This is a genomic window from Cellulomonas timonensis (genome assembly GCF_900046455.1).
GTDB lineage: Bacteria > Actinomycetota > Actinomycetes > Actinomycetales > Cellulomonadaceae > Cellulomonas_A > Cellulomonas_A timonensis.
In genome coordinates, this window is the sequence record NZ_FCOT01000013.1 from 133,489 (window position 1) to 153,781 (window position 20,293).

Genomic DNA, 20,293 nt, shown 5'->3' on the forward strand with positions numbered 1-20,293 from the left:
CTCCCGGCGCGTGATCGCCGTGGACGCGTACTCTGGCGCCCGTGTCCAAGGCCCCTGTGATCCGCGCCCGCAACCTCCTCGTCGGGTACGGCGGTGAGCCCGTGTGCGCCCCCGTCACGTTCACCCTCGCGCCCGGCCGTGTGCTGGCGCTGGTGGGCGCGAACGGGTCCGGCAAGTCCACGGTGCTGCGCGCGGTGCTCGGCCTGCTCGACCCGGCGGGTGGCACGGTGGAGGCCTTCGGCCGCCCGGTCGACGAGCGCGAGACCGGCTTCCGCATGCGGGTCGCCAGCGTGCTCGACGACGACGCGTACTTCCCGGCCCTGACGGTGGCGGAGCACCTGTACCTGACGGCGCGCGGGCACGGCGTGCGTGACGCCGACGACGTCGTCGCGCACGTGCTCGACGACTTCGGCCTCACCGAGCACGGCACGTCCCTGCCCGTGGCGCTCTCCTCGGGCCAGCGCCGTCGGCTGCTGCTCGCCGCCGGGTTCGTCCGCCCGCGCGGGCTGCTCGTGCTCGACGAGCCGGAGCAGCGGCTCGACCTGTCGATGCGCAGCCGGCTCGCGGAGCGCCTGGTGCAGGAGCGGGCCTCGGGCGGCTCGGTGCTGCTGGCCACCCACGACCCGGTGCTGCTGCGGGCCGTGGCCGACCGCGCGGTCCTGATCGCCGATGACGAGTGCCGGCTCCTGAGCGCTGACGACGCCGCAGCCGCGATCGCGCCGGGCGTGCTGTGAGCGCATACGTGGACCCGGAGGAGAGCCGCTCGCCGGACGACGTCGTGTCGGACGACGACTCCGCGGCGCCGGCAGGCGCCTGGGAGGCGCCCCTCGTCGGCCCCACGGACGTCGGCCCGCCGCCGCCCGGCAGGTCGATCCGCCGCTACACCGCCGCCGCCGCGAACCAGCGGGGCGGCGCCAGCGTCGGGCAGCTCCTCAACGACGTGTACTACGTCGTGATCTCGCTGGCCATCGGCATCGGCATGGCGCTGGGCGTCGCGGGAACCCTGCGCGAGGCGCTGCCCGAGCCGCCTGCCGGCGGTGTCGACGCGGGCATCAGCCTCCCGGCGCTCGTCGCCGTCATGGTGGTGGGCCTCGCGGGCGTCCTGCTCTCGTTGGCCGGCCGGCTCGGCCCGGTCGGCGCGGGTGGCGCGGAGGCGGCCTGGTGGCTGTCCCTGCCGGTGGACCGGCGCGGCCTGCTGCGCCCGGCGTCGCGACGCCTGCCCCTGCTGGCGGCAGCCGCCGGGGCCGTCGTCGTGGCCCTGTTCGACACCGGGCTGCTGGCGGCGAGTGATCCCGCGCGGGTCATCCGGGCGACCGTTGGCGCGGCCCTCGGCGCGGCGCTGGTGGTGCTCGCGGCGGGTGTCGGGCAGTCGTTCCTCATCACACGGCGGACCACGGCGCTGGTGGGCGACCTGGTCCTGGCCGCGGCGCCCCTCCTGGCGCTCGCCGGCGCGGTCGCGGGCTGGCGCCTCGACGTGCTGCCCGTGGCGCCCGCCTGGCTGTTGGGGGTCCTGGCGGTGGTGGTGGCACTGCTCGCCTGGACGCTGGACCGCAGGCTCGACCTCATCCCGTCCCGGTCGCTGCGCGAGAGCGGCTCGGTGGCCAACCAGGCTGTCGGGGCTGTGGTCTCCCTCGACTCCCGCGAGCTGGGCCGTGCCCTCACCGATGGCGCCGCCCGCGCCCGCCGCCGCCGCTCGGTGCGGTTCCGCGGCGTGTCCGGGGCGCCTGCGGCGCTGCTCACCGCCGACGCGATGGTGCTGCTCCGCTCGACTCGGCACCTGGTGCAGATCGCCGTCGCGGCGCTCGTGCCGGTGCTCGTGGCCCTGGTGCCGCAGCTCGCCGGGCCGGTGGGCTTCCTCCTCGCCGTCCTCGTCGGCGGCTACGCGGCGATGACGGCCACCGGCGAGGGAGCCCGTCGGGCCGAGATGGCCCCCGTGCTGGACCGCTTGCTGCCGCTGCCCGCCGGGCATGTGCGGCGCTGGCGCATGGTCGTGCCCGCCGTGGTGATGCTGGCGTGGTCGATCGTCGCGTTCGGAGCCGTCGGCGTCTGGGCCGGGGACCTGCCGACGTGGCTCGCACTCGGGATCGCGTCCGCGCCGGTGTGGGCGGGCGCCGCGATCCGCTCGGCGTACCGGCCGGCGCCGAACTGGCAGGGGCCGCTCGTCGCGACGCCGATGGGCGCGCTGCCCACAGGCGTGACCTCCGTGCTGGCCCGCGGGCCGGACGTGGTGATCATCGGCATGATCCCGGTGGCCATCGCCATCCTGCTCGGCTCTGTGCTGCCGGCGCTGTTGATCGCGCAGATGGTGCTCTCCGCGATCGTCGTGGCGGTGTCCTCAGGCACCCGCACGATGATGGAGCGCATGCAGGACACCCTCGACCAGGACGCGGCCAAGCCCGCAGGGGCGCGCCGATGACCCGCATCGTGTCCGGCTCAGTCGGCGGGCGCACCCTGCAGGTCCCCGCCAAGGGCACCCGGCCCACGAGCGACCGCGTGCGTGAGGCGCTGTTCGCGCGCCTGGAGCACCTCGGGGTGGTCGACGGCGCGCGCGTGCTCGACCTGTACGCGGGGTCGGGGGCGCTGGGCATCGAGGCCGTCAGCCGGGGCGCGGCGCACGCCACGCTCGTCGAGGCCGCCCGGCCCGCGGTCGAGGTGTGCCGCCGCAACGTCGCCGCCCTCGGGCTCGCCGCGCAGGTGGCCGTCGTCGCGGACCGCGCGGAGCGGTTCACGGCCCGGGGCGCCGCGCAGCCCTGGGACCTGGTGCTGCTCGACCCGCCCTACGACGTGCCGGAGAAGGACCTGGCCGCGGTGCTCGCAGGCCTGCCGGGCCATCTATCGCCCGATGCCGTGGTCGTGGTGGAACGGTCCACGCGCAGCCCGGAGCCGACCTGGCCTGCCGGGCTCGAGCGATTCGACGAGCGCGCCCACGGGGAGACCCGGGTGTGGAGTGCCCAGCCTGTCACGCAGCAGTCCGAGGACGTGCTCGCGTAGGTTGGCATCCGTGACCACAGCCGTCTGCCCGGGATCCTTCGACCCGATCACCCTCGGCCACCTGGACGTGGTGCGCCGGGCCGCCAGCCTCTTCGACGAGGTGGTGGTCGGCGTCGCCCAGAACTCGTCCAAGAAGGCGCTGCTGCCGGCCGACGTGCGCGTCGAGCTGGCCCGTGCGGCCCTCGCCCGCCTCGACGGGGTGCGCGTCCAGGTGATCCCCGGCCTGCTGGCCGACTTCGTGCGCGAGGTGGGCGCCGTGGCTGTGGTCAAAGGGCTGCGGGGTGGCGCCGACTTCGACGCCGAGGCTCCGATGGCCCTCATGAACCGCCACCTGACCGGGGTGGAGACGGTGTTCGTCATCGGCGACACCGCCCTCGCCCACATCGCGTCCTCGCTGGTCAAGGACGTGGCCCGGTTCGGTGGGGAGATCGACGACCTGGTGCCGCCTGGCGTGTCCATGGCGGTCCGTGACGCGCTGGGCGCAGGCCCGGCGGGGGGAGGCAGCACATGACGACGGCAGACGCCCACGATGGCGCCCAGGACCGGAATCAGCCCGAGGGGCTGACGGGCATACTCGAGGCGCTCGCGGCGTCGATCGAGACGGCGCGGGCGATGCCCATGTCGTCCTCGGTGCTGGTGAACCGCGCCGAGCTGCTCGACCTGGTCGAGCAGGCGCTCGACGCGCTGCCGACCCAGCTCGTGCGGGCGGACGCCGTGCTGGCCGACGCCGCCGCCGCCCGGGAGGCCGCACAGGCCTCCGCGGACGTGATGCTCCGCGAGGCCCGCGCGCAGGCCGCCCGCCTGGTCGAGCGCGAGGAGGTCGTCGAGCAGGCCCGCGCACACGCCGCAGAGCTGATCGCCGAGGCCGAGCGCACCGCCGAAGTCCTGCGCCGTGACGCCGACGACTACTGCGACCGGCGGCTCGCGGACTTCGAGATCGATCTCGGCAAGGTGCTCAGCCAGGTCCAGGCGGGCCGGGCGAAGCTCGCGGGCCGGCTGGCCGGCTCGGACGGCTAGCCGGCGCCGGTTTGGGACGCGGCCCGCGGTGCCGTAGGATTCTTCTTTGGTCCTGCCGGTCATCGTGCGGACCGAGACACCTCTATGACGGGAACCTGGACCGTGCAGCGCGCGACACACCTCGATCCCCGCTCGCCCTTCGTGCTCGACACCCACGAGCTCGGACGACGTCCGGGATCGATGCGGACCGTGCAGCGGACGGTGCCCGCCCCAGAGGATCTCGGCACCGAGGTGATCGGCGTCCCCGCCGGGAGCGACCTGGAGCTGGATGTCCGGCTCGAGGCTGTGATGGAGGGGGTCTTGGTCACCGGATCCGTCCGCGGCCGGGCGGTCGGGGAATGCGTGCGCTGCCTGGAAGAGGTCGTCGAGGACTTCGACGTCCCGTTCCAGGAGTTGTACGTCTACCCTGAGCGTGCGGCGGTCGCTGTCGAGGATGGCGACGACGAGGAGGACGTGCGCGAGCTCGACGGCGATTTGGTCGACATCGAGCCCGCGATTCGGGACACGGTGGTGCCTGCGCTACCCTTTCAACCGCTCTGCGGACCCGACTGCCCGGGCCTGTGCTCCGAGTGTGGAGCACGCCTGGCGGACGACCCGGACCACACGCATGAGATCCTTGACCCTCGGTGGGCCGCCCTCGGGCGCCTCCAGGGCACGTTCGACGAGACGAAAGAGAGCTAGCCGTGGCTGTTCCGAAGCGCAAGATGTCGCGCAGCAACACCCGTGCGCGTCGGTCGCAGTGGAAGACCACTGCCACGACGCTCATGACCTGCCCCCAGTGCAAGGCTGACAAGCAGCCGCACATCGCCTGCCCGTCGTGCGGTGCGTACAACAACCGTCGTTACGCCGAGGCGGTCCGCACCGAGCACGAGGCACGCTGACGGTCTTCCGACCGTTGAGAAGCATCATGCTGCGCACGCGCCGTCCCTTGACCTGGTCATGAGCGACGCGGCCACACAGCTCGTCGAGAAGCTCGGGGTCCAGTTGGACCCCGAGCTTCTTGTGCTGTCGCTCACGCACAGGTCCTTCGCCCATGAGGCGGGCGGCATCCCGACCAACGAGCGCCTCGAGTTCCTCGGGGACACGGTGCTCGGGCTCGTCGTGACGGAGGCGCTCTACCGCACGCACCCCGGGCTGTCCGAGGGGGAGTTGGCGAAGATGCGCGCCGCGACCGTCTCGCAGCGCGCGCTGGCCACCGTGGCACGCGAGCTCGACCTCGGCGCCTACGTGCTGCTCGGCAAGGGCGAGCTGGCGACCGGGGGCAACGACAAGGACTCGATCCTGTCCGACACGCTCGAGGCGCTATTCGGCGCCGTCTACCTCGCCCACGGGCTCGAGGAGGCACGCGGCGTCGTGCTGCGCCTGGTCGGCCCCACGCTGACCGCCGCCGCCGATCTGGGCGCCGGCCTCGACTGGAAGACCAGCCTGCAGGAGCTCGCCGCCGAGCTGGGCCTGGGCGCCCCGGTCTACGAGGTGGTGGGCGAAGGCCCGGACCACGCTCGCACCTTCACCGCGCACGCCATCGTCGGCGGGGAGGCGCGCGGGACCGGCACCGGCCCCGCGAAGAAGCTCGCCGAGCAGGAGGCCGCCGCGAACGCCTACGGCGCCCTGGAGGCGTTGCCACGCTCCACGGCCCCCCCGGCCTGAGCCGGTCCAGGCATGCCGGAGCTGCCTGAGGTCGAGACCGTCAGGGACGGGCTCGAGCGCCACATCGTCGGCCGCACCGTCGCCGACGTGGAGGTGCGGCGCGACTACAGCGTGCGCCGGCACGAGGGCGGCCCGCTGGACTTCGCCGGGCGGCTCAGGGGCCGGCGCCTCGACGCGGCGGCCCGCAGGGGCAAGTTCCTGTGGCTGCTGCTGGACGCGCCGGACACCGAGCTGCCGGACGCCGCCCTGATGGCGCATCTGGGCATGAGCGGGCAGCTCCTGGTGCGCAGCACCGCCGACGACGCCCGGGCCGCCGAGCCGCATCCGCACCTGCGCGTGCGGCTGCGCCTGGACGACGGGGGAGCGCTGGACTTCGTCGACCAGCGCACCTTCGGCCACCTGTCGGTCGCGGAGCTCGCGCCCACGCCCGACGGCGCCCCCGGCGGGGCCGGCTCGCCGCTGCCGTTGGCGCCCGAGCCGGTGGCGCACATCGGACGCGACCTGCTCGACCCGGCCCTCGACCGCGCCGCGCTCGTAGCCCGGTTCCGCCAGCGCAAGACGGGTCTCAAGCGCGCGCTGCTCGACCAGACGCTCGCGTCGGGGGTGGGCAACATCTACGCCGACGAGGGGCTGTGGCGCGCCAGGCTGCACTACGCCCGGCCCACCGACACCCTCCGCCGTTCCGAGGTCGAGCGCGCCCTGGACGGCGCCACCGAGGTCATGCGCGAGGCGCTCGCCCAGGGCGGCACCAGCTTCGACGCGCTGTACGTCGACGTGAACGGGGCCTCCGGGTACTTCGACCGCTCGTTGGCGGTCTACGGCCAGGAGGGGCGTCCCTGCCCGCGCTGCGGGACGCTGGTGCGGCGCGACACCTTCATGAACCGGTCGTCGTACACCTGCCCAACCTGCCAGCCGCGCCCGCGCAACGGCCGCTGGTAGCCGCACGCCCAGCCGAACTCGGTCCGATCGGTGGGTCTCGTGAGGCTGTGCCCGAGTCCCTGGATACGATGAGGTGTGCCCCCCACGAATCCTGCACCGAAGCCCGAACGCAGCGGCCCCATCACCGTGATGATCGTCGACGACCACGAAGTCGTGCGTCGCGGCATCGCGGAGGTCGTGGAGCGCGCTGAAGGCATGACAGTGATCGCCGAGGCCGGATCGGTCGCCGACGGCGTGCGCCGCGCCACGCTGGTCCAGCCGCAGATCCTGCTGGTCGACCTGCAGCTGCCGGACGGCACCGGCATCGACCTCATCACCGCGGTGCGCAAGCTGCACCCGGAGGCGCGCGCCATCGTGCTCACGTCCTTCGACGACGATGACGCGCTCACGGCCGCCCTCGAGGCCGGGGCGTCGGCCTACTTGCTCAAGAGCGTGCGCGGCGCGGAGATCACCGAGGTCGTGCGCGCCGTGGCCGCCGGCCGGACGCTGCTCGACGAGCGGACCGTCACGCGCCGCCGCGCCGGGCACGACGACCCGACGGAGAACCTCACGCCGAGCGAGATGAAGGTGCTCGACCTGATCGGCGAGGGCCTGTCCAACCGCGAGATCGCCGAGCGGCTCGGCGTCGCGGAGAAGACCGTCAAGAACCACATTACGTCGCTGCTCGCCAAGATGGGCCTGCAGCGCCGGACCCAGGTCGCGGCGTGGGTCTCGGCCCGCAAGCACAGCGGCTGGCGCGCCGAGACCGGTCGCTGAGCCCGGCGGCCTGACCAGCCCCGCTGGTCAGGCCCGGCTGGTCAGCCCAGCGGGGCTGACCAGCTCAGCAGGGTGCCGTCGCCGCTCGGCGACACTCCCAGGCTGAAGGACCCGCCGTGCTGGCGTGCCCGGGCGGCCAGGTTGCCGGTGCCGGAGCGGCGGTCGCGCACGGGCGGCAGGCCCGAGCCGTCGGCCTCCACCTCCACCTGCACCGAGCCGGTGGGCCCGGCCCCGCGCACGGACACCCGCACGATGACGCCCGAGGCGTGCGCGTGGCGGGCCGCGTTCGCCAGGCCCTCCCGCACCACCGCGACGACGTCGTCGGTGAGGTCGGTGCCGACGCGGGCGTCGAGCTGGTCGGCCTCGAGGTAGTCGCCGTCCGGCACGGGGACGTCGTCGAGAGAGACCACGAGCGACGGGGCGAAGCCCAGCCCGGTGCGGGCCAGGCTGGCCTCCCGGCGCAGGCGCTCCACCAGGCCGGTGGCGGCGTCGGGATCGCGCAGTGCGTACACGATCTGGCGGATCTGGCGCACCGAGCCGTCGACGTTGTCCAGCGCCTCCTCGACGATGCTCGTGAGCTCGCTCGGGTCGACGCCGCGGGCCGCGCGCCGGCGCACCGTCTCGAGCTGCATGCCGGTGGCGAAGAGCTGCTGGATGGCCAGGTCGTGCAGGTCGCGGGCGATCCGCTCGCGCTCGTCGAGCAGCGCCGCGACGTCCTGCGCGTGCCGGGCCTCGGCGAGCACGAAGGCCAGGGCGGCCTGGGACGCGAACGACTCGGCGGTCACGAGGTCGCTCGGGTCGAACGGGGGGCTGCCGATCCGGCGGAGCAGGATGAGGACGCCGACGCCGCGCCCTGAGGTCTGCAGCGGGGCGAACAGCGCCGGCCCGAAGGCCCGCATCGGCACGACGCGCACGACGCGCGACCTCGACAGCGACTCGACGAGCAGGCCGCGGCCCTCGCTCATCACCGACCAGGAGCGGCCGTCGCGCGGCATCACCTCGCCGATCAGGCTGTCCGCGTTGTAGCCGTCGGCGAGCTCGATCATCAGCTCGCCGCCCATGCCGGGCAGCGCGAGGGCGGCCGTGTCGGCGTCCGCGACGTCGCGGGCAGTCGCGGCGATGTGGGCGAGCGCGTCCTCCTCGTCGACCCCGGAGAGCAGCATCGTGGTGATGTCCTGGCCCGCGCGCAGCCAGTGCTCGCGCTGGGCGGCCTCGGTGTACAGCTGGGCGTTGGCGACGGCGACGCCCGCGGCGGCGGCCAGCGCGACGACCACGGCGGCGTCGTGCTCGGTGAAGCCGCCCGGCTTGTCCGACAGGTACAGGTAGCCGTACACCTGCTCGCGCACGCGCACGGCCGCGCCGAGGAACGAGCCCATCGGGGGGTGCCCGGCGGGGAAGCCCTCGAACGCCGGGTGCTGGGTGAGGTCGTCCAGGAGGAGCACGCCGTCGGCGGGGATGCGGCTGAGCACCCCGATCTTGTGCGGCGGGTGGCCGAGCATGGCCGCGACCGCCGCGGGGACGCCGGTTTGCACGAACGTCGTGGAGGCTCCCCGCTTGTCGAGCACGTTGATCGCGCCGTACGGGGCGCCGGTGAGGTCGGCGCACAGGTGCACGAACCGCTCGAGCACCCCGGTGAGGTCCAAGTCGCTGGCCACCGACAGGACGGCGTTGAGCAACTCGGTCAGACCGTCGCCGGTCGGGGCGTCCTCCACTGCGGCGCCACCGCTGGTCGGGCGGTCGGTCATGGTTCCTCCGGTGCCTCGTGCTCTCGTGCGAAGCCCTCACGGTAGCCCGGGTGGGAGGCGAGGAGCGCAGTGTGAGATCCGCGTCCGGTCACGCGGCCCCCGCTGAGCACGATGATCTCGTCGGCGGCGTCGAGCGGGGAGAGGCGGTGTGTGACCAGCACCACTCCACGCTCGGACCGCTGGGAGAGCAGGTCGCGCACCAACCGGTCGGCGGTGGCCGAGTCGAGGTGCTCCGCGGGCTCGTCCACCAGGAGCAGCGGCGCGGGGGAGACCAGCGCGCGTGCCAGTAGCAGACGTCGGCGCTCGCCCCCGGAGACGCTCTGGGCGTCGGGGCCGAGCTCGGTGTCCACCCCGTCGGGCAGTGCCGCGAGCCACGACCCCAGCCCGGCGCGCTCGAGCGCGTCGACGGCCTCGTTGGGCGTGACATCGCCGCGTGCCACACGGAGGTTCTCGAGCACCGAGGTCTCGAAGACGTGCGCGTCCTCGGACGTGAGCACCACGCTGCGCGCGACGTCCTCATGCGCGAGACCCGCGACAGGCGTTCCGTCGAGGGCGAGGTCGCCCGCCCGGGCGGGGATCAGGCCGGCGAGGGTGAGCAGCAGCGTCGTCTTGCCGGCGCCGCTCGGGCCGACCACGGCGATCGATCGGCCGGGGCGCACGTCGAGGTCCAGGCCCTCGACGACGGGGTCCCGGCCGGGCCAGCCACAGGAGAGCGCGCGAGCGCTCAGCGCGGGGACGTCGTGCTGGGGGGAGGCGTGCCCGGGGAGCGCGGTCCGGGCGGGGTCTGAGTCGGCGACGGGTGCCCCGTCGGCCTCGTCCGGCGCGGCGGAGTCCAGCAGCGACATGATGCGCCGGGCCGCCGCGCGGGAGCGCTGGAGCTGGATGGCCGCGGTGGGCAGCACGCTGACGGCCTCGAAGGAGGCCAGCGGGGTCAGCACGATGACGGCCAGCTCCACGGGCGTCATCGTCCCGGCCTGGACGGCGGGCACCCCGAGCACGAGCGCGGCGAGCGTCGCCACACCTGTGGCGAGCGACCCGAGCAGGGCGCCGAGGGCGGCAGGACGGGCGCCGGCGTCCGACGCTGACGCGAGCTCGCGGTCCGCCTCGCGCAGCGCGGCCAGCTCCTGGGGCGTGCGGCCCTGCACGGTGAGCGGCCCGGCGTCGTCCAGCAGGCCGAGCGACACGGTCGACAGGGTGGCCCGGGCGCTGGCGGCGCGCTGCTCGGTGGTGCGGGCCGCGCGTGCGGCGAGCCAGGGCGCCACCACGCCCGCGAGCAGCAGGCAGGCCGCGAGGCTCAGCCCGGCGGCCGGGAGGAACAAGCCCATCGCGATCACGGTGCCGACGCCCAGCACCGTCGCCACGGCGATGGGCAGCAGGCCGCGCACCACGGCGTCTCCCACGGCGTCGACGTCCGCGCCGACCCGCGTCAGCAGGTCGCCGCGACGCAGTCGGAGCGTCGCCTCAGGGCGCCCCACCGCGAGCCGCTGGTACAGCGCCGTGCGGAGGTTGGCCATGCCGCGCAGTGCCACGTCATGCGAGGTGAGCCGCTCGACGTAGCGGAACACCCCACGCCCGATGCCGAAGGTCCGCACGCCGACCGTGGCGATGGACAGCGTCAGCACCGGGGGCATCTGTGACGCGCGGGCGATCAGCCACGCGGACACGGCCCCCAGCGCGACGGCGGACCCGAGGCTGAGCACGCCGAGCAGCACCGCCAAGGCGACGCGCGCCGGGCGCACGTCGAGCAGTGCCACCGCGCGCCACAGCGGGTCGCGGCTGCGGCCGAGCCTGCCCGGCCGGCTCGGCCGCGGGGTGGGGGCGGCGGGGGGCGGGGGGGGGGGGGTGCGGTCTCTTATACACATCCGGGGCCGCCGACGGGGGTCCGGGGTGGAGGCATCCTGGGGCGCGCGTTGCTACGGGCTCGTGGGGCGTGATGGGGGTCGATCGGGGCGTCGTGGCGGTCATCGGAGGGCCTCCGCGTCGGCCTCGGCGGGCAGGTCTGCGTCGGCGGGCACGTCGACGGACCGGACCTCGACCACCTGGTCGGCCAGCGCGATCAACGACGCGCGGTGCGCGACGAGCAGCACCGTCCGGCCCTCGCGTCGCAGCGCCTCGACTGTCTCGAGGACAACGTCCTCCGACGCCGCGTCCAGGTGGGCGGTGGGCTCGTCGAGCACGACGAGCGGCGCGTCGGAGAGCAGCGCCCGGGTCAGCGCGACCCGCTGGCGCTGGCCCACCGAGAGCCCGGCGCCGCCACGGCCCAGGAGGGTCTGCCATCCGGCGGGCAGTGCCGCCACGACCTCGTCCAGCCCGGTGAGGGCCGCGGCCCTGTCCCGTCGGGTCGCGTCTGTCAGCCGTCCCGACGCGTCGGCGTCGGCTCCGGTCACCACCGCGTCGATCGTCCCCGGCTCCAGCACCGGGCGCTGCGGCAGCCAGGAGACCTGCCGCCAGTAGTCGGCAGAGTCGATGTCCGCCAGGGGCACGGCCGGGCCGTCGGAGGGGAGGACGTCCACCGTGCCGGTGTCCGGCCGCAGCAGCCCGAGCAGCACGGACACGGCCGTGGACTTGCCGCCGCCGCTGGCGCCTGTCAGGGCGAGGACCTGCCCGGGGCGCAGCTCGAGGTCCAGGCCAGCGGGCGCCAGCACGTCGCGACCGGGCGCCCGCACGCTCACGTCCCGCAGTCGGAGAGTCGCCGCGCGCAGGTCCGGGCACGGCAGCGAGCCGCGCTCGGGCAGCGGGGTCTCGAGCACCTCGAAGACCTGCTCGGCGGCGGCGACGCCGTCCGTCGAGGCGTGGAAGTGGGCGCCGACCTGGCGCAGCGGCAGGTACACCTCGGGCGCGAGCACAAGCACGGTCAGCCCCGTCACGAGGTCGATCTGGCCGTAGACGAGTCGCATCCCGATCGCGACGGCCACGAGGGCCACCGCCAGCGTCGTGAGCAGCTCCAGCACCATCCCCGACAGGAACGCGATGCGCAGCGTGCCCATCGTCGCCCGGCGGTGCGCCTGGCCGAGCTCGCGCACCCGGCGCGTGGCGCCCCGCTCGCGGCCGAACCCGCGCAGCGTCGGCAGCCCGGCGAGCAGGTCCAGCACCTGGGAGCCGAGCCGCTGCATGACGCGCAGGCCGCGCTCGGAGCGCCCCTGCGTCAGGCGGCCGACCAACGTCATGAAGATCGGCACCAGCGGGATGGTGCCCGCGATGATCGCCGCGGACAGCCAGTCCAGGCCCAGCACCACCAGCAGGGTCGCCGGCGTGACCGTCGCGGCGAGCACGAGCTGGGGGAGGTACTTGACGAAGTACGGCTCGAGGTTCTCCAGCCCGCGCGTCACCAGGGTCACGACGCGGGGGCCCTCGCCGCCCGCCAGCCAGCGTGGTCCGAGCGCGGTCGCCCGCTCCACCACCTGCGCGCGCAGCTCCCCGATCGCCCGGGTCGCGGCCCGGTGGGCGTACCGCTCCTGCGCGCCCGTGACGAGGGCGCGCGCGGCCACGACCAGCACGAGCCAGCCGATCAGCGGACGGAGGTCGTCGAGGCTCGCGCCGTCCTGCACAGCCGAGCCCAGCGCGTGGCCGAGCAGGAGCGCCTGGGCGATGACGAGCCCCGCGACGGCCAGGCCGAGCACGACGGTGAGGGCGACGTACTGCCGGGCCGCGCGCGCGTGGCGCAGCAGCCTCGGGTCGAGGGGCTTCACAGCCGGATGCGCCTCATGACGTCGTGCCGTCCGTCCGCGAGCTGGAGGCCGCCGAACCGTTGTCCGTGCCCGTGCCGCCGCTGAAGGCCGCGGCCTTCACGCGGGCGAAGGTGAGGCCGATGGAGTCGGGGATCTGCTCGGACGAGATGCGCTTGCGGAAGACCCAGTACGTCCAGCCCTGGTAGAGCAGGACGAAGGGCACCAGGCACACCGCGACCCACGTCATGACCGTCAGCGTGTACGACGACGACGACGCGTTGTCGATGTTCAGCGAGTTCGCCGGGTCGAAGGCGGGCATCACGTCGGGGTACATCGAGCCGAAGATCAGCACGACGGCGGCGACGAGAGTCACGGCCGAGGCGATGAACGCCCAGCCCTCACGCCGGGCGCGGGTTGCCAGGACGAGCGCCACCAGGGCGATCGCCGCGACGGCGACAGCAGCCCAGGTCCAGGCCACCGAGTAGGCGACCTGCGCCCAGATGGCCCACGCGGCCGCGACGACCAGCGTGACCACCGAGAGTCGGGAGGCCAGCGCGCCAGCGCGCTGGCGGACCACGCCGTCCGACTTCAACGCCAGGAACACGGCGCCGTGGGTGAGGAACAGCAGCGCCGTGGTGACGCCGCCCACCAGGGCGAACGGATTGAGCAGCGCGAAGAAGCCGCCCACGTATTGGTGGTTCGCGTCCAGTTCGACGCCGCGCACCAGGTTCGCGAACGCGACGCCCCACAGGATCGCGGGGACCCAGGAGCCGATCGTCAGCGCCCAGTCGGCGCGGTCACGCCACGCCTGGTCGTTGATCTTGCCGCGCCACTCGAACGCGACCACCCGCACGATGAGCGCGAGGAGGATGAGCAGCAGCGGCAGGTAGAACCCGGAGAACATCGTGGCGTACCACTCGGGGAACGCCGCGAACGTCGCGCCGCCCGCGGTCAGCAGCCACACCTCGTTGCCGTCCCACACCGGGCCGATGGTGTTGATCATCACGCGACGTTCCTTGTCGTCGCGCCCCAGCAGCTTCAGCAGCATGCCGACGCCGAAGTCGAAGCCCTCGAGGACGAGGTAGCCCGTCCACAGGAGGGCGATCAGCAGGAACCAGACTGTCGTGAGCTCCATGACGCCTGCCTCAGTAGGCGAACGACAGCGGCTTGTCGCCCGCGTCGTCGCTGTGGTTGTCGGGGTTGTCGGGGCTCGGGTCGTGCTCGGTGTCAGCCACGCCCTCGACCGCGTAGCGGTGCATGAGCTTGTACCAGATGACCGCGAGCACGCCGTAGAGCGCGGTGAAGGCCACCATCGAAATGATGACGGTGGTGGGGCTCACCACCTCGGAGACCCCGCGCTGGGTGAGCAGCCACACGCCGTCGACGCCCGCGGGGTTCGGGGCGACGACCCAGGGCTGGCGGCCCATCTCGGTGAAGATCCAGCCGAACGAGCTGGCCAGGAACGGCATGGGGATCGCGATGAGCGCGAGCCGCGAGAACCAGATGTTGTCGGTCACCCGGCCCTTGCGGGTCAGCCACAGCGACGCGAGGGCCAGCGCGGCGGACCCGGCGGCCAGGCCGATCATCAGGCGGAAGCTCCAGAAGGTCACCGCGAGGTCGGGGGAGTAGTCGATCCCCTCGCCGTACAGCTCCTCGTAACGCTCCTGGATCTGGTTGACGCCCTCCAGGTGGCCGTCGAAGTCGCCCGACGCGAGGAACGAGGTGACGCCCGGCAGCTCGATCAGGTGGGTGACCCCGTCGCAGTCGGTGTTGATGTTGCCGATCGCCAGGATCGTGAAGGACGCGCCGTCGGTGCTCTCGCACAGCGCCTCGGCCGCGGCCATCTTCATGGGCTGCTGCTCGAACATGAGCTTGGCCTGGAAGTCGCCGGACAGGGCCAGGCCCGCGCCGGACAGCAGCATGGTCACCATGCCGAGCACCACGGCCGGGCGGTAGACGTCGCGGGCCTTCTCGACCTCGCCGCGGCGCACCAGCTTGACCATCCACCAGGCGGCGATGCCCGCGACGAACGTGCCCGCCGTCAGCCACGCGGCGGTGATGGTGTGCGGGAAGGCCGCCAGCAGCGTGCTGTTGGTGAGCACCGCCCAGATGTCGACCATCTCGGCGCGGCCGGTCTCGATGTTGAACACGGTGCCGACGGGGTGCTGCATCCACGAGTTCGCGGCCAGGATGAAGTAGGCCGAGAGGTTGGTGGCGATCGCCACGGCCCAGATGCACGCGAGGTGGATCTTCTTGGGCAGCTTGTCCCAGCCGAAGATCCACAGGCCCAGGAACGTCGACTCGACGAAGAACGCGGCGAGCGCCTCCATCGCGAGCGGGGCGCCGAACACGTCGCCCACGAAGCGCGAGTACTCACTCCAGTTCATGCCGAACTGGAACTCCTGGACGATGCCGGTGGCGACGCCGATCGCGAAGTTGATCAGCAGCAGCTTGCCGAAGAACTTGGTCAGGCGTAGCCAGCGCTCGTTGCCGGTGCGCACCCAGAACGTCTGCATGAGCGCCACGAGCGGGGCCAGGCCGATGGTCAGGGGGACGAAGATGAAGTGGTAGACGGTGGTGACACCGAACTGCCATCTGGCCAGGTCAAGGGCTTCCACGGGAGGACTCCGTCACGTGCGTGGCTACTGGGGGGTCGGACCGATGCACCCAGGTCGAACGGTAGGTCGGCGCACAGGGGGCGTTCGGGACCTTGGTCCCGGGTCCCACGCCGGGATGACGACGACGGCCCCATACTGCCCCGTCGTGTCGCCTCCCCGTCTGAAGGGTGCTGTGCGATACTGACAGAGGATTCCAGGGCGCCCACACCGTTCTGATTCCGTGACCGTGCTCGCAGTACCTAGCGTGTCGAGCTCGCCAGGCGCCGCCGGATGTGACCGATCCCCACTGTGGGGCTCTCGAACGACATGCTGGCTGGCGATGGCGCCGACCGCGGTGCAGCAGCCGCCACCGACGACTTCCGTCGCAGCGCACAGCGCGAGCGACGACCGACCGCCCCTGGGGCGCCGAGGAGTGTGGCCGGCTCCGAGGGGCATGCAGGAGTACCACGAGTGACGCTCGACACCACCCCCGAGAACAGCAACAGCACGTCACAGGTCGACGCCGGGGGCCCCGCTCCCGATGCTGCCCCCACGAAGCCCGCACGACGTCGGGCCACCCGCAAGACCGCGCCGCCGACGGACGCGACTCCCGCCGAGGCCTCCGCACCGGTCGAGGCTGTCGCCCCCGTCGAGGCCGCTGCGCCTGTCGAGGCCGCCGAGGCTCCGGCTGCCGCCCCCCGCACCCGGTCCCGCCGAGTGACGAAGGCGCCCGCGTCAGCCGTCCCGGCGCCCGCAGACGCTCCCGCCGAGGCCGACGCCTCTGCCCCAGAGGCGGCTCCGGCCGTCGAGGCCGCGGCGCCGCGGACGCGCTCACGCCGTGCGGTGCGCCCCGCTGCCAGCGCCGAGGCGGCGAGTGTCGAGCCGGCCAGCCTTGCTCCTGACGCCGCGAAGGCCTCGGCTCCCGACGCCCCCGCGTCCGCCGAGGTCGCGGCCGCCGACGCCGACGCGCAGCCGGCCCGCAAGCGCAGCCGCCGTTCCACCCGCCCGGCCACGGCGCCGACCGCTGAGCCGGCCGATGCCGCCGCCGAGCAGGCCCCCGAGGCCGCCCCGGCTGAGGCCGTCGCCCCTGCCAAGCGCACGACCCGGCGGACGCGCAAGGCGCCGGAGCCGGTGATCGAGGTCGTCGACGAGGTCGAGGATGAGGACGCCGAGGCAGTCGAGGCGGACGAGAAGTCGTCGCCCGCGCCCGCGCTGGACGTGCTCGCCGAGCTCGCCGCGACCACAGGCCCCGCCACCGGCTCGGCTCGGCGCGCCAGGACCCGCGCCACGCGCTCCAGCGCCGCCGCTGCCCCCGCAGCCGCCGAGGCCCAGCCCGAGGCTCAGGAGCAGCCCGCCGAGCAGGCGCCCGCGGCGCCGCGCGGAGCGGCCCGCCTGGCCACGACGGCCCTGCTGTTCCAGGCCCCGGACCCGGACGCCCGCCCGCGCCGTCGGCGCGCACAGGCCCCCGCCGGCCCGCCGGAGCTCGTCTCGGAGGCCGCCGCGGTGCAGCACGCCGAGGAGCGCGCCGCCGAGGAGTCTGCCGACGAGTCCCGTGCGGAGGCGCCGGCCGCCGCCGAGCGGCCGTCGCGTCGTCGTGGCCGGCGCGCCCCGCAGAGCGAGGCCGCGCAGGACCAGGACGAGGAGCTGACCCCGGCGGACACCGCCGACCAGGCGCAGGACGGCGCCGCGGCAGACGAGTCCGACACGGATGAGTCGCGTGAGGGCGAGTCGCGTGAGGACGAGCAGTCCGCGCAGCGTCGTCGCCGTCGCCGTGGCGGCCGCGGCCGCCGTGGGCGCAGCCAGGACGAGCAGTCGGACGAGCAGGGTGACGCCGGCGAGCGCGCTGAGTCCTCCGAGGGCTCCGGCTCCTCGACGGACGACACGCACGATGAGGATGCCGAGCACGAGGGCGACCACGACGCCGAGCACGACGGCGAGCACGACGAGCAGGGCGGTTCGAGCCGTCGTCGCCGTCGCCGTCGCCGCAGCAGCCGGGGCGAGTCCTCCGAGCAGGAGCCGTCGGCCCCCACCCGCTCGCGCAGCTCGCGCAGCACGTCCAGCGACGAGGTGACAGCGCTGCGGGGCTCCACGCGGCTCGAGGCCAAGCGCCAGCGCCGGCGGGAGGGGCGCGACGCGGGTCGTCGTCGTCAGATCATCACCGAGTCGGAGTTCCTGGCCCGCCGCGAGGCCGTCGAGCGCTCGATGGTCGTGCGCGAGGCCGGTGGCCGCACGCAGATCGCCGTGCTCGAGGACGGCGTGCTCGTCGAGCACTACGTCTCGCGCCAGGCGCAGGTGTCGATGGCCGGCAACGTGTACCTCGGCCGCGTGCAGAACGTGCTGCCGAGCATGGAGGCCGCGTTCGTCGACGTCGGCAAGGGCCGCAACGCGGTGCTGTACGCCGGCGAGGTCAACTGGGACGCCGCGGGCCTCGAGGGCCAGCCGCGTCGTATCGAGCAGGCGCTGAAGTCGGGCGACTCGGTCCTGGTGCAGGTCACCAAGGACCCGATCGGCCACAAGGGCGCCCGCCTGACGTCGCAGATCACGCTCGCCGGCCGGTACCTCGTGTACGTGCCCGGCGGTGGCATGACCGGCATCAGCCGCAAGCTGCCCGACAACGAGCGCGCGCGCCTGAAGAAGATCCTGCGCGAGATCGTCCCGGACTCCGCGGGCGTCATCGTGCGCACCGCCGCCGAGGGCGCCAGCGAGGACGAGCTGCGCGCCGACATCGCGCGCCTGCAGGGCCAGTGGGAGGCCATCGAGAAGAAAGCGAAGTCGGCGTCCGCGCCGGCGCTGCTGCAGGGTGAGCCCGACATGGCCATCCGCGTGGTGCGCGACATCTTCAACGACGACTTCAGCTCGCTCGTGGTGCAGGGCGACGAGGCGTGGGCCACGATCTCCGGCTACATCGGCGAGCTCGCCCCCGACCTCGCCGAGAAGGTCACCCGCTGGACGGGCAACGGCGACGTGTTCTCCGCGCACCGGGTCGACGAGCAGCTCGCCAAGGGCATGGACCGCAAGGTGTGGCTGCCCTCGGGCGGCTCGCTCATCATCGAGCGCACCGAGGCCATGACGGTCGTCGACGTCAACACGGGCAAGTTCACCGGCTCGGGCGGCACGCTCGAGGAGACGGTGACGCGCAACAACCTGGAGGCGGCCGAGGAGATCGTCCGCCAGCTCCGGCTGCGGGACATCGGCGGCATCATCGTCATCGACTTCATCGACATGGTGCTCGAGTCGAACCGCGACCTGGTGCTGCGTCGCCTCGTCGAGTGCCTGGGCCGTGACCGGACCAAGCACCAGGTGGCCGAGGTCACCTCGCTCGGCCTGGTGCAGATGACCCGCAAGCGCGTGGGCCAGGGCCTGGTCGAGGCGTTCAGCGAGACGTGCGAGCACTGCCACGGGCGCGGGTTCATCGTGCACACCGACCCGATCGAGAAGAACGGCCGCCCCGACGCGGGCGCCGCTCAGCAGCCTGCCCCCGCGGCCCCGGCAGAGGTGGAGCCCAAGCGGGCGCGCCGCAAGCGTGGGGCCAAGGAGGCCGCCCCGGCGGCGTCCTCGACGCTTCCCGCGGTCCCGGTGCTGCCGGAGGCGCGTGAGGCCGTCAAGGCGACTCTCGCGACCATCGCAGCCGCTGCGGCGCATGCGCATGAGCACGGTGACGAGGCCCCCGCCCAGGCGCCCGTGCGTGCGACGGCCGCCGAGCTGGACGCCCTGGCGCCGGCTCCGCGTGCCACTGAGGCTCCGGCGCGCGCTGAGGCCCCGGTGCGGGAGTCCCGTGCCGTGGCGTCTGTGGCGTCTGGCGCGGTGGACGTGGCGCCGGTGGAGGCCCCGCCGGTGCTCGACGTGCTGGCCGCCTTCGCCGTTCCCTCGGCCGAGGCGACCGACGTGGTCGTGGCCGAGGAGCTGGCACAGGACGAGGCCGTGGAGGCGCTCGCGCTGACGCCGGTGGCGCCCGAGGTGTTCGAGGCTGACGAGGACGAGGAGTCCCCGACGGCTTGACGGGTGCGGGGCGCCTCGGGCTCATTTGACCGAGCCAGAGGCGTTCCGTACTCTTGAGCGTCGGTGCCTTAGGGCGCACCGACGTGCGCGTCCGTGATGTGAGGGTCCAACCCGAGTCCACGTAGAGCGCGCCCCTGACTGAAGTTCGACGAGCAGAGATGAGCAGCAACGTGGTGTACGCGATCGTGAAGGCTGGCGGCCGCCAGGAGAAGGTCGCCGTGGGCGACGTCGTCGTCGTCGACCGCCTCTCCGCACAGGCTGGTTCGACTGTCGAGCTTCCCGCCCTGCTGCTCGTCGACGGTGAGAAGGTCACCCACGACGCTCAGGCTCTCGCGAAGATCACCGTCACGGCGGAGGTCGTCCGGGACGAGAAGGGCCCGAAGATCGACATTCTGAAGTACAAGAACAAGACCGGGTACCGCGTCCGCAAGGGCCACCGCCAGAAGCTGACCCGCCTGAAGGTCACCGGCATCAACTGATCTTGCGCCGCGGCGTCGTTCGCGGAGCGTTATCCATCTGAGCACGAAGGCAGGTACGTCATGGCACACAAGAAGGGCGCGAGCTCGTCGCGCAACGGTCGCGACTCGAACGCGCAGCGCCTCGGCGTCAAGCGCTTCGGTGGTCAGGTCGTCAAGGCTGGCGAGATCATCGTCCGCCAGCGCGGCACGCACTTCCACCCCGGCATCAACGTCGGCCGCGGCAAGGACGACACGCTGTTCGCCCTCGCGCCGGGCGCGGTGGAGTTCGGCCAGCGTCGTGGCCGCAAGGTCATCGACATCGTGGCGGCGGCGGTCTGACCCCGTCTATCTCGTTCGTCGAAGGGGCGCACCGGTGCGGTGCGCCCCTTCGTCGTTGCCAGCACAAGACGCGCGCGCAGCGCGCGTGATTCACAGCAGGACCTGCCAGCATTCGCGGCAGTGATGATGGCCGCATT

The 20,293-nt window shown here is 73.6% G+C and carries 18 protein-coding genes; 13 read left to right on the top strand and 5 right to left on the bottom strand.

Annotated elements, in window-relative coordinates; all coding sequences use genetic code 11:
• Window positions 1-41 precede the first annotated feature (41 nt).
• The 10 genes from BN3788_RS14125 to BN3788_RS14170 all read left to right on the top strand — a co-directional run bounded on the left by BN3788_RS14125 (window position 42) and on the right by BN3788_RS14170 (window position 7,350).
• Window positions 42-734 (top strand): ABC transporter ATP-binding protein, encoded by a 693-nt coding sequence (locus BN3788_RS14125; RefSeq protein ID WP_066587517.1) that lies wholly within the window; start codon window positions 42-44, stop codon window positions 732-734.
• The gene (locus BN3788_RS14130; protein WP_234346664.1) at window positions 731-2,416 is read left to right on the top strand and encodes a DUF6297 family protein; all 1,686 of its coding nucleotides are present in this window, start codon (window positions 731-733) and stop codon (window positions 2,414-2,416) included. Before BN3788_RS14125 ends, BN3788_RS14130 begins: the two co-directional genes overlap by 4 nt.
• Window positions 2,413-2,991 carry a 16S rRNA (guanine(966)-N(2))-methyltransferase RsmD gene (rsmD, locus tag BN3788_RS14135; protein WP_066587520.1) on the top strand — a complete coding sequence of 193 codons (579 nt, stop codon included), beginning with the start codon at window positions 2,413-2,415 and terminating at the stop codon, window positions 2,989-2,991. The genes BN3788_RS14130 and rsmD overlap by 4 nt, the downstream gene beginning before the upstream one ends.
• A 10-nt stretch (window positions 2,992-3,001) precedes the next feature.
• Window positions 3,002-3,502, top strand: coding sequence for a pantetheine-phosphate adenylyltransferase (gene coaD / locus BN3788_RS14140; protein ID WP_066587522.1), 501 nt, complete (start codon window positions 3,002-3,004; stop codon window positions 3,500-3,502).
• The gene (locus BN3788_RS14145) at window positions 3,499-4,008 is read left to right on the top strand and encodes a hypothetical protein (protein WP_066587524.1); all 510 of its coding nucleotides are present in this window, start codon (window positions 3,499-3,501) and stop codon (window positions 4,006-4,008) included. The genes coaD and BN3788_RS14145 overlap by 4 nt, the downstream gene beginning before the upstream one ends.
• 102 nt (window positions 4,009-4,110) lie before the next feature.
• A complete protein-coding gene (locus BN3788_RS14150; protein WP_066589420.1) occupies window positions 4,111-4,689 on the top strand; it encodes a YceD family protein in 579 nt (192 codons plus the stop codon).
• Window positions 4,690-4,691: 2 nt separating this feature from the next.
• Window positions 4,692-4,889 (top strand): 50S ribosomal protein L32, encoded by a 198-nt coding sequence (gene rpmF / locus BN3788_RS14155; RefSeq protein ID WP_066587526.1) that lies wholly within the window; start codon window positions 4,692-4,694, stop codon window positions 4,887-4,889.
• Between the two features lie 58 nt (window positions 4,890-4,947).
• Window positions 4,948-5,655, top strand: coding sequence for a ribonuclease III (rnc, locus tag BN3788_RS14160; RefSeq protein WP_066587528.1), 708 nt, complete (start codon window positions 4,948-4,950; stop codon window positions 5,653-5,655).
• 12 nt (window positions 5,656-5,667) lie between these two features.
• Window positions 5,668-6,594 carry a bifunctional DNA-formamidopyrimidine glycosylase/DNA-(apurinic or apyrimidinic site) lyase gene (gene mutM, locus BN3788_RS14165; protein WP_066587530.1) on the top strand — a complete coding sequence of 309 codons (927 nt, stop codon included), beginning with the start codon at window positions 5,668-5,670 and terminating at the stop codon, window positions 6,592-6,594.
• Window positions 6,595-6,723: 129 nt separating this feature from the next.
• On the top strand, window positions 6,724-7,350 hold the full coding sequence (locus BN3788_RS14170; protein ID WP_066587533.1) for a response regulator: 627 nt from the start codon (window positions 6,724-6,726) through the stop codon (window positions 7,348-7,350).
• 41 nt (window positions 7,351-7,391) lie between these two features.
• Here BN3788_RS14170 and BN3788_RS14175 read toward each other — a convergent pair whose 3' ends face one another.
• From BN3788_RS14175 to BN3788_RS14195, 5 genes are all read right to left on the bottom strand, one after another.
• Window positions 7,392-9,095 carry a GAF domain-containing sensor histidine kinase gene (locus BN3788_RS14175; protein WP_066587535.1) on the bottom strand — a complete coding sequence of 568 codons (1,704 nt, stop codon included), beginning with the start codon at window positions 9,093-9,095 and terminating at the stop codon, window positions 7,392-7,394.
• Window positions 9,092-10,849, bottom strand: coding sequence for a thiol reductant ABC exporter subunit CydC (gene cydC / locus BN3788_RS14180; RefSeq protein WP_234346665.1), 1,758 nt, complete (start codon window positions 10,847-10,849; stop codon window positions 9,092-9,094). Before cydC ends, BN3788_RS14175 begins: the two co-directional genes overlap by 4 nt.
• 207 nt (window positions 10,850-11,056) lie before the next feature.
• The gene (gene cydD, locus BN3788_RS14185) at window positions 11,057-12,784 is read right to left on the bottom strand and encodes a thiol reductant ABC exporter subunit CydD (protein ID WP_066587537.1); all 1,728 of its coding nucleotides are present in this window, start codon (window positions 12,782-12,784) and stop codon (window positions 11,057-11,059) included.
• Between the two features lie 13 nt (window positions 12,785-12,797).
• On the bottom strand, window positions 12,798-13,898 hold the full coding sequence (gene cydB, locus BN3788_RS14190; protein ID WP_066587540.1) for a cytochrome d ubiquinol oxidase subunit II: 1,101 nt from the start codon (window positions 13,896-13,898) through the stop codon (window positions 12,798-12,800).
• A gap of 10 nt (window positions 13,899-13,908) precedes the next feature.
• A complete protein-coding gene (locus tag BN3788_RS14195) occupies window positions 13,909-15,381 on the bottom strand; it encodes a cytochrome ubiquinol oxidase subunit I (RefSeq protein WP_066587542.1) in 1,473 nt (490 codons plus the stop codon).
• A 450-nt stretch (window positions 15,382-15,831) separates the two neighbouring features.
• On the opposite strand from BN3788_RS14195, the gene BN3788_RS14200 reads away from it, so the two are divergent.
• The 3 genes from BN3788_RS14200 (at window position 15,832) to rpmA (ending at window position 20,156) form a co-directional block, all read left to right on the top strand.
• Window positions 15,832-19,359, top strand: a complete 3,528-nt coding sequence (locus BN3788_RS14200) for an Rne/Rng family ribonuclease (RefSeq protein ID WP_066587545.1) — start codon at window positions 15,832-15,834, stop codon at window positions 19,357-19,359.
• A 170-nt stretch (window positions 19,360-19,529) separates the two neighbouring features.
• Window positions 19,530-19,838, top strand: a complete 309-nt coding sequence (gene rplU / locus BN3788_RS14205) for a 50S ribosomal protein L21 (RefSeq protein WP_187138401.1) — start codon at window positions 19,530-19,532, stop codon at window positions 19,836-19,838.
• A 60-nt stretch (window positions 19,839-19,898) separates the two neighbouring features.
• Window positions 19,899-20,156: a 50S ribosomal protein L27 gene (gene rpmA / locus BN3788_RS14210; protein WP_066587549.1), complete on the top strand. Its 258-nt coding sequence runs from the start codon at window positions 19,899-19,901 to the stop codon at window positions 20,154-20,156.
• Window positions 20,157-20,293 lie beyond the last annotated feature (137 nt).

Excerpts from the sequence above, each read along its gene's own strand:
- rsmD (WP_066587520.1), top strand. The coding sequence starts at position 2,413 with ATGACCCGCATCGTGTCCGGCTCAGTCGGCGGGCGCACCCTGCAGGTC.
- BN3788_RS14145 (WP_066587524.1), top strand. The coding sequence starts at position 3,499 with ATGACGACGGCAGACGCCCACGATGGCGCCCAGGACCGGAATCAGCCC.
- rnc (WP_066587528.1), top strand. The coding sequence starts at position 4,948 with ATGAGCGACGCGGCCACACAGCTCGTCGAGAAGCTCGGGGTCCAGTTG.
- mutM (WP_066587530.1), top strand. The coding sequence starts at position 5,668 with ATGCCGGAGCTGCCTGAGGTCGAGACCGTCAGGGACGGGCTCGAGCGC.
- BN3788_RS14170 (WP_066587533.1), top strand. The coding sequence starts at position 6,724 with ATGATCGTCGACGACCACGAAGTCGTGCGTCGCGGCATCGCGGAGGTC.
- BN3788_RS14175 (WP_066587535.1), bottom strand. The coding sequence starts at position 9,095 with ATGACCGACCGCCCGACCAGCGGTGGCGCCGCAGTGGAGGACGCCCCG.
- cydB (WP_066587540.1), bottom strand. The coding sequence starts at position 13,898 with ATGGAGCTCACGACAGTCTGGTTCCTGCTGATCGCCCTCCTGTGGACG.
- rpmA (WP_066587549.1), top strand. The coding sequence starts at position 19,899 with ATGGCACACAAGAAGGGCGCGAGCTCGTCGCGCAACGGTCGCGACTCG.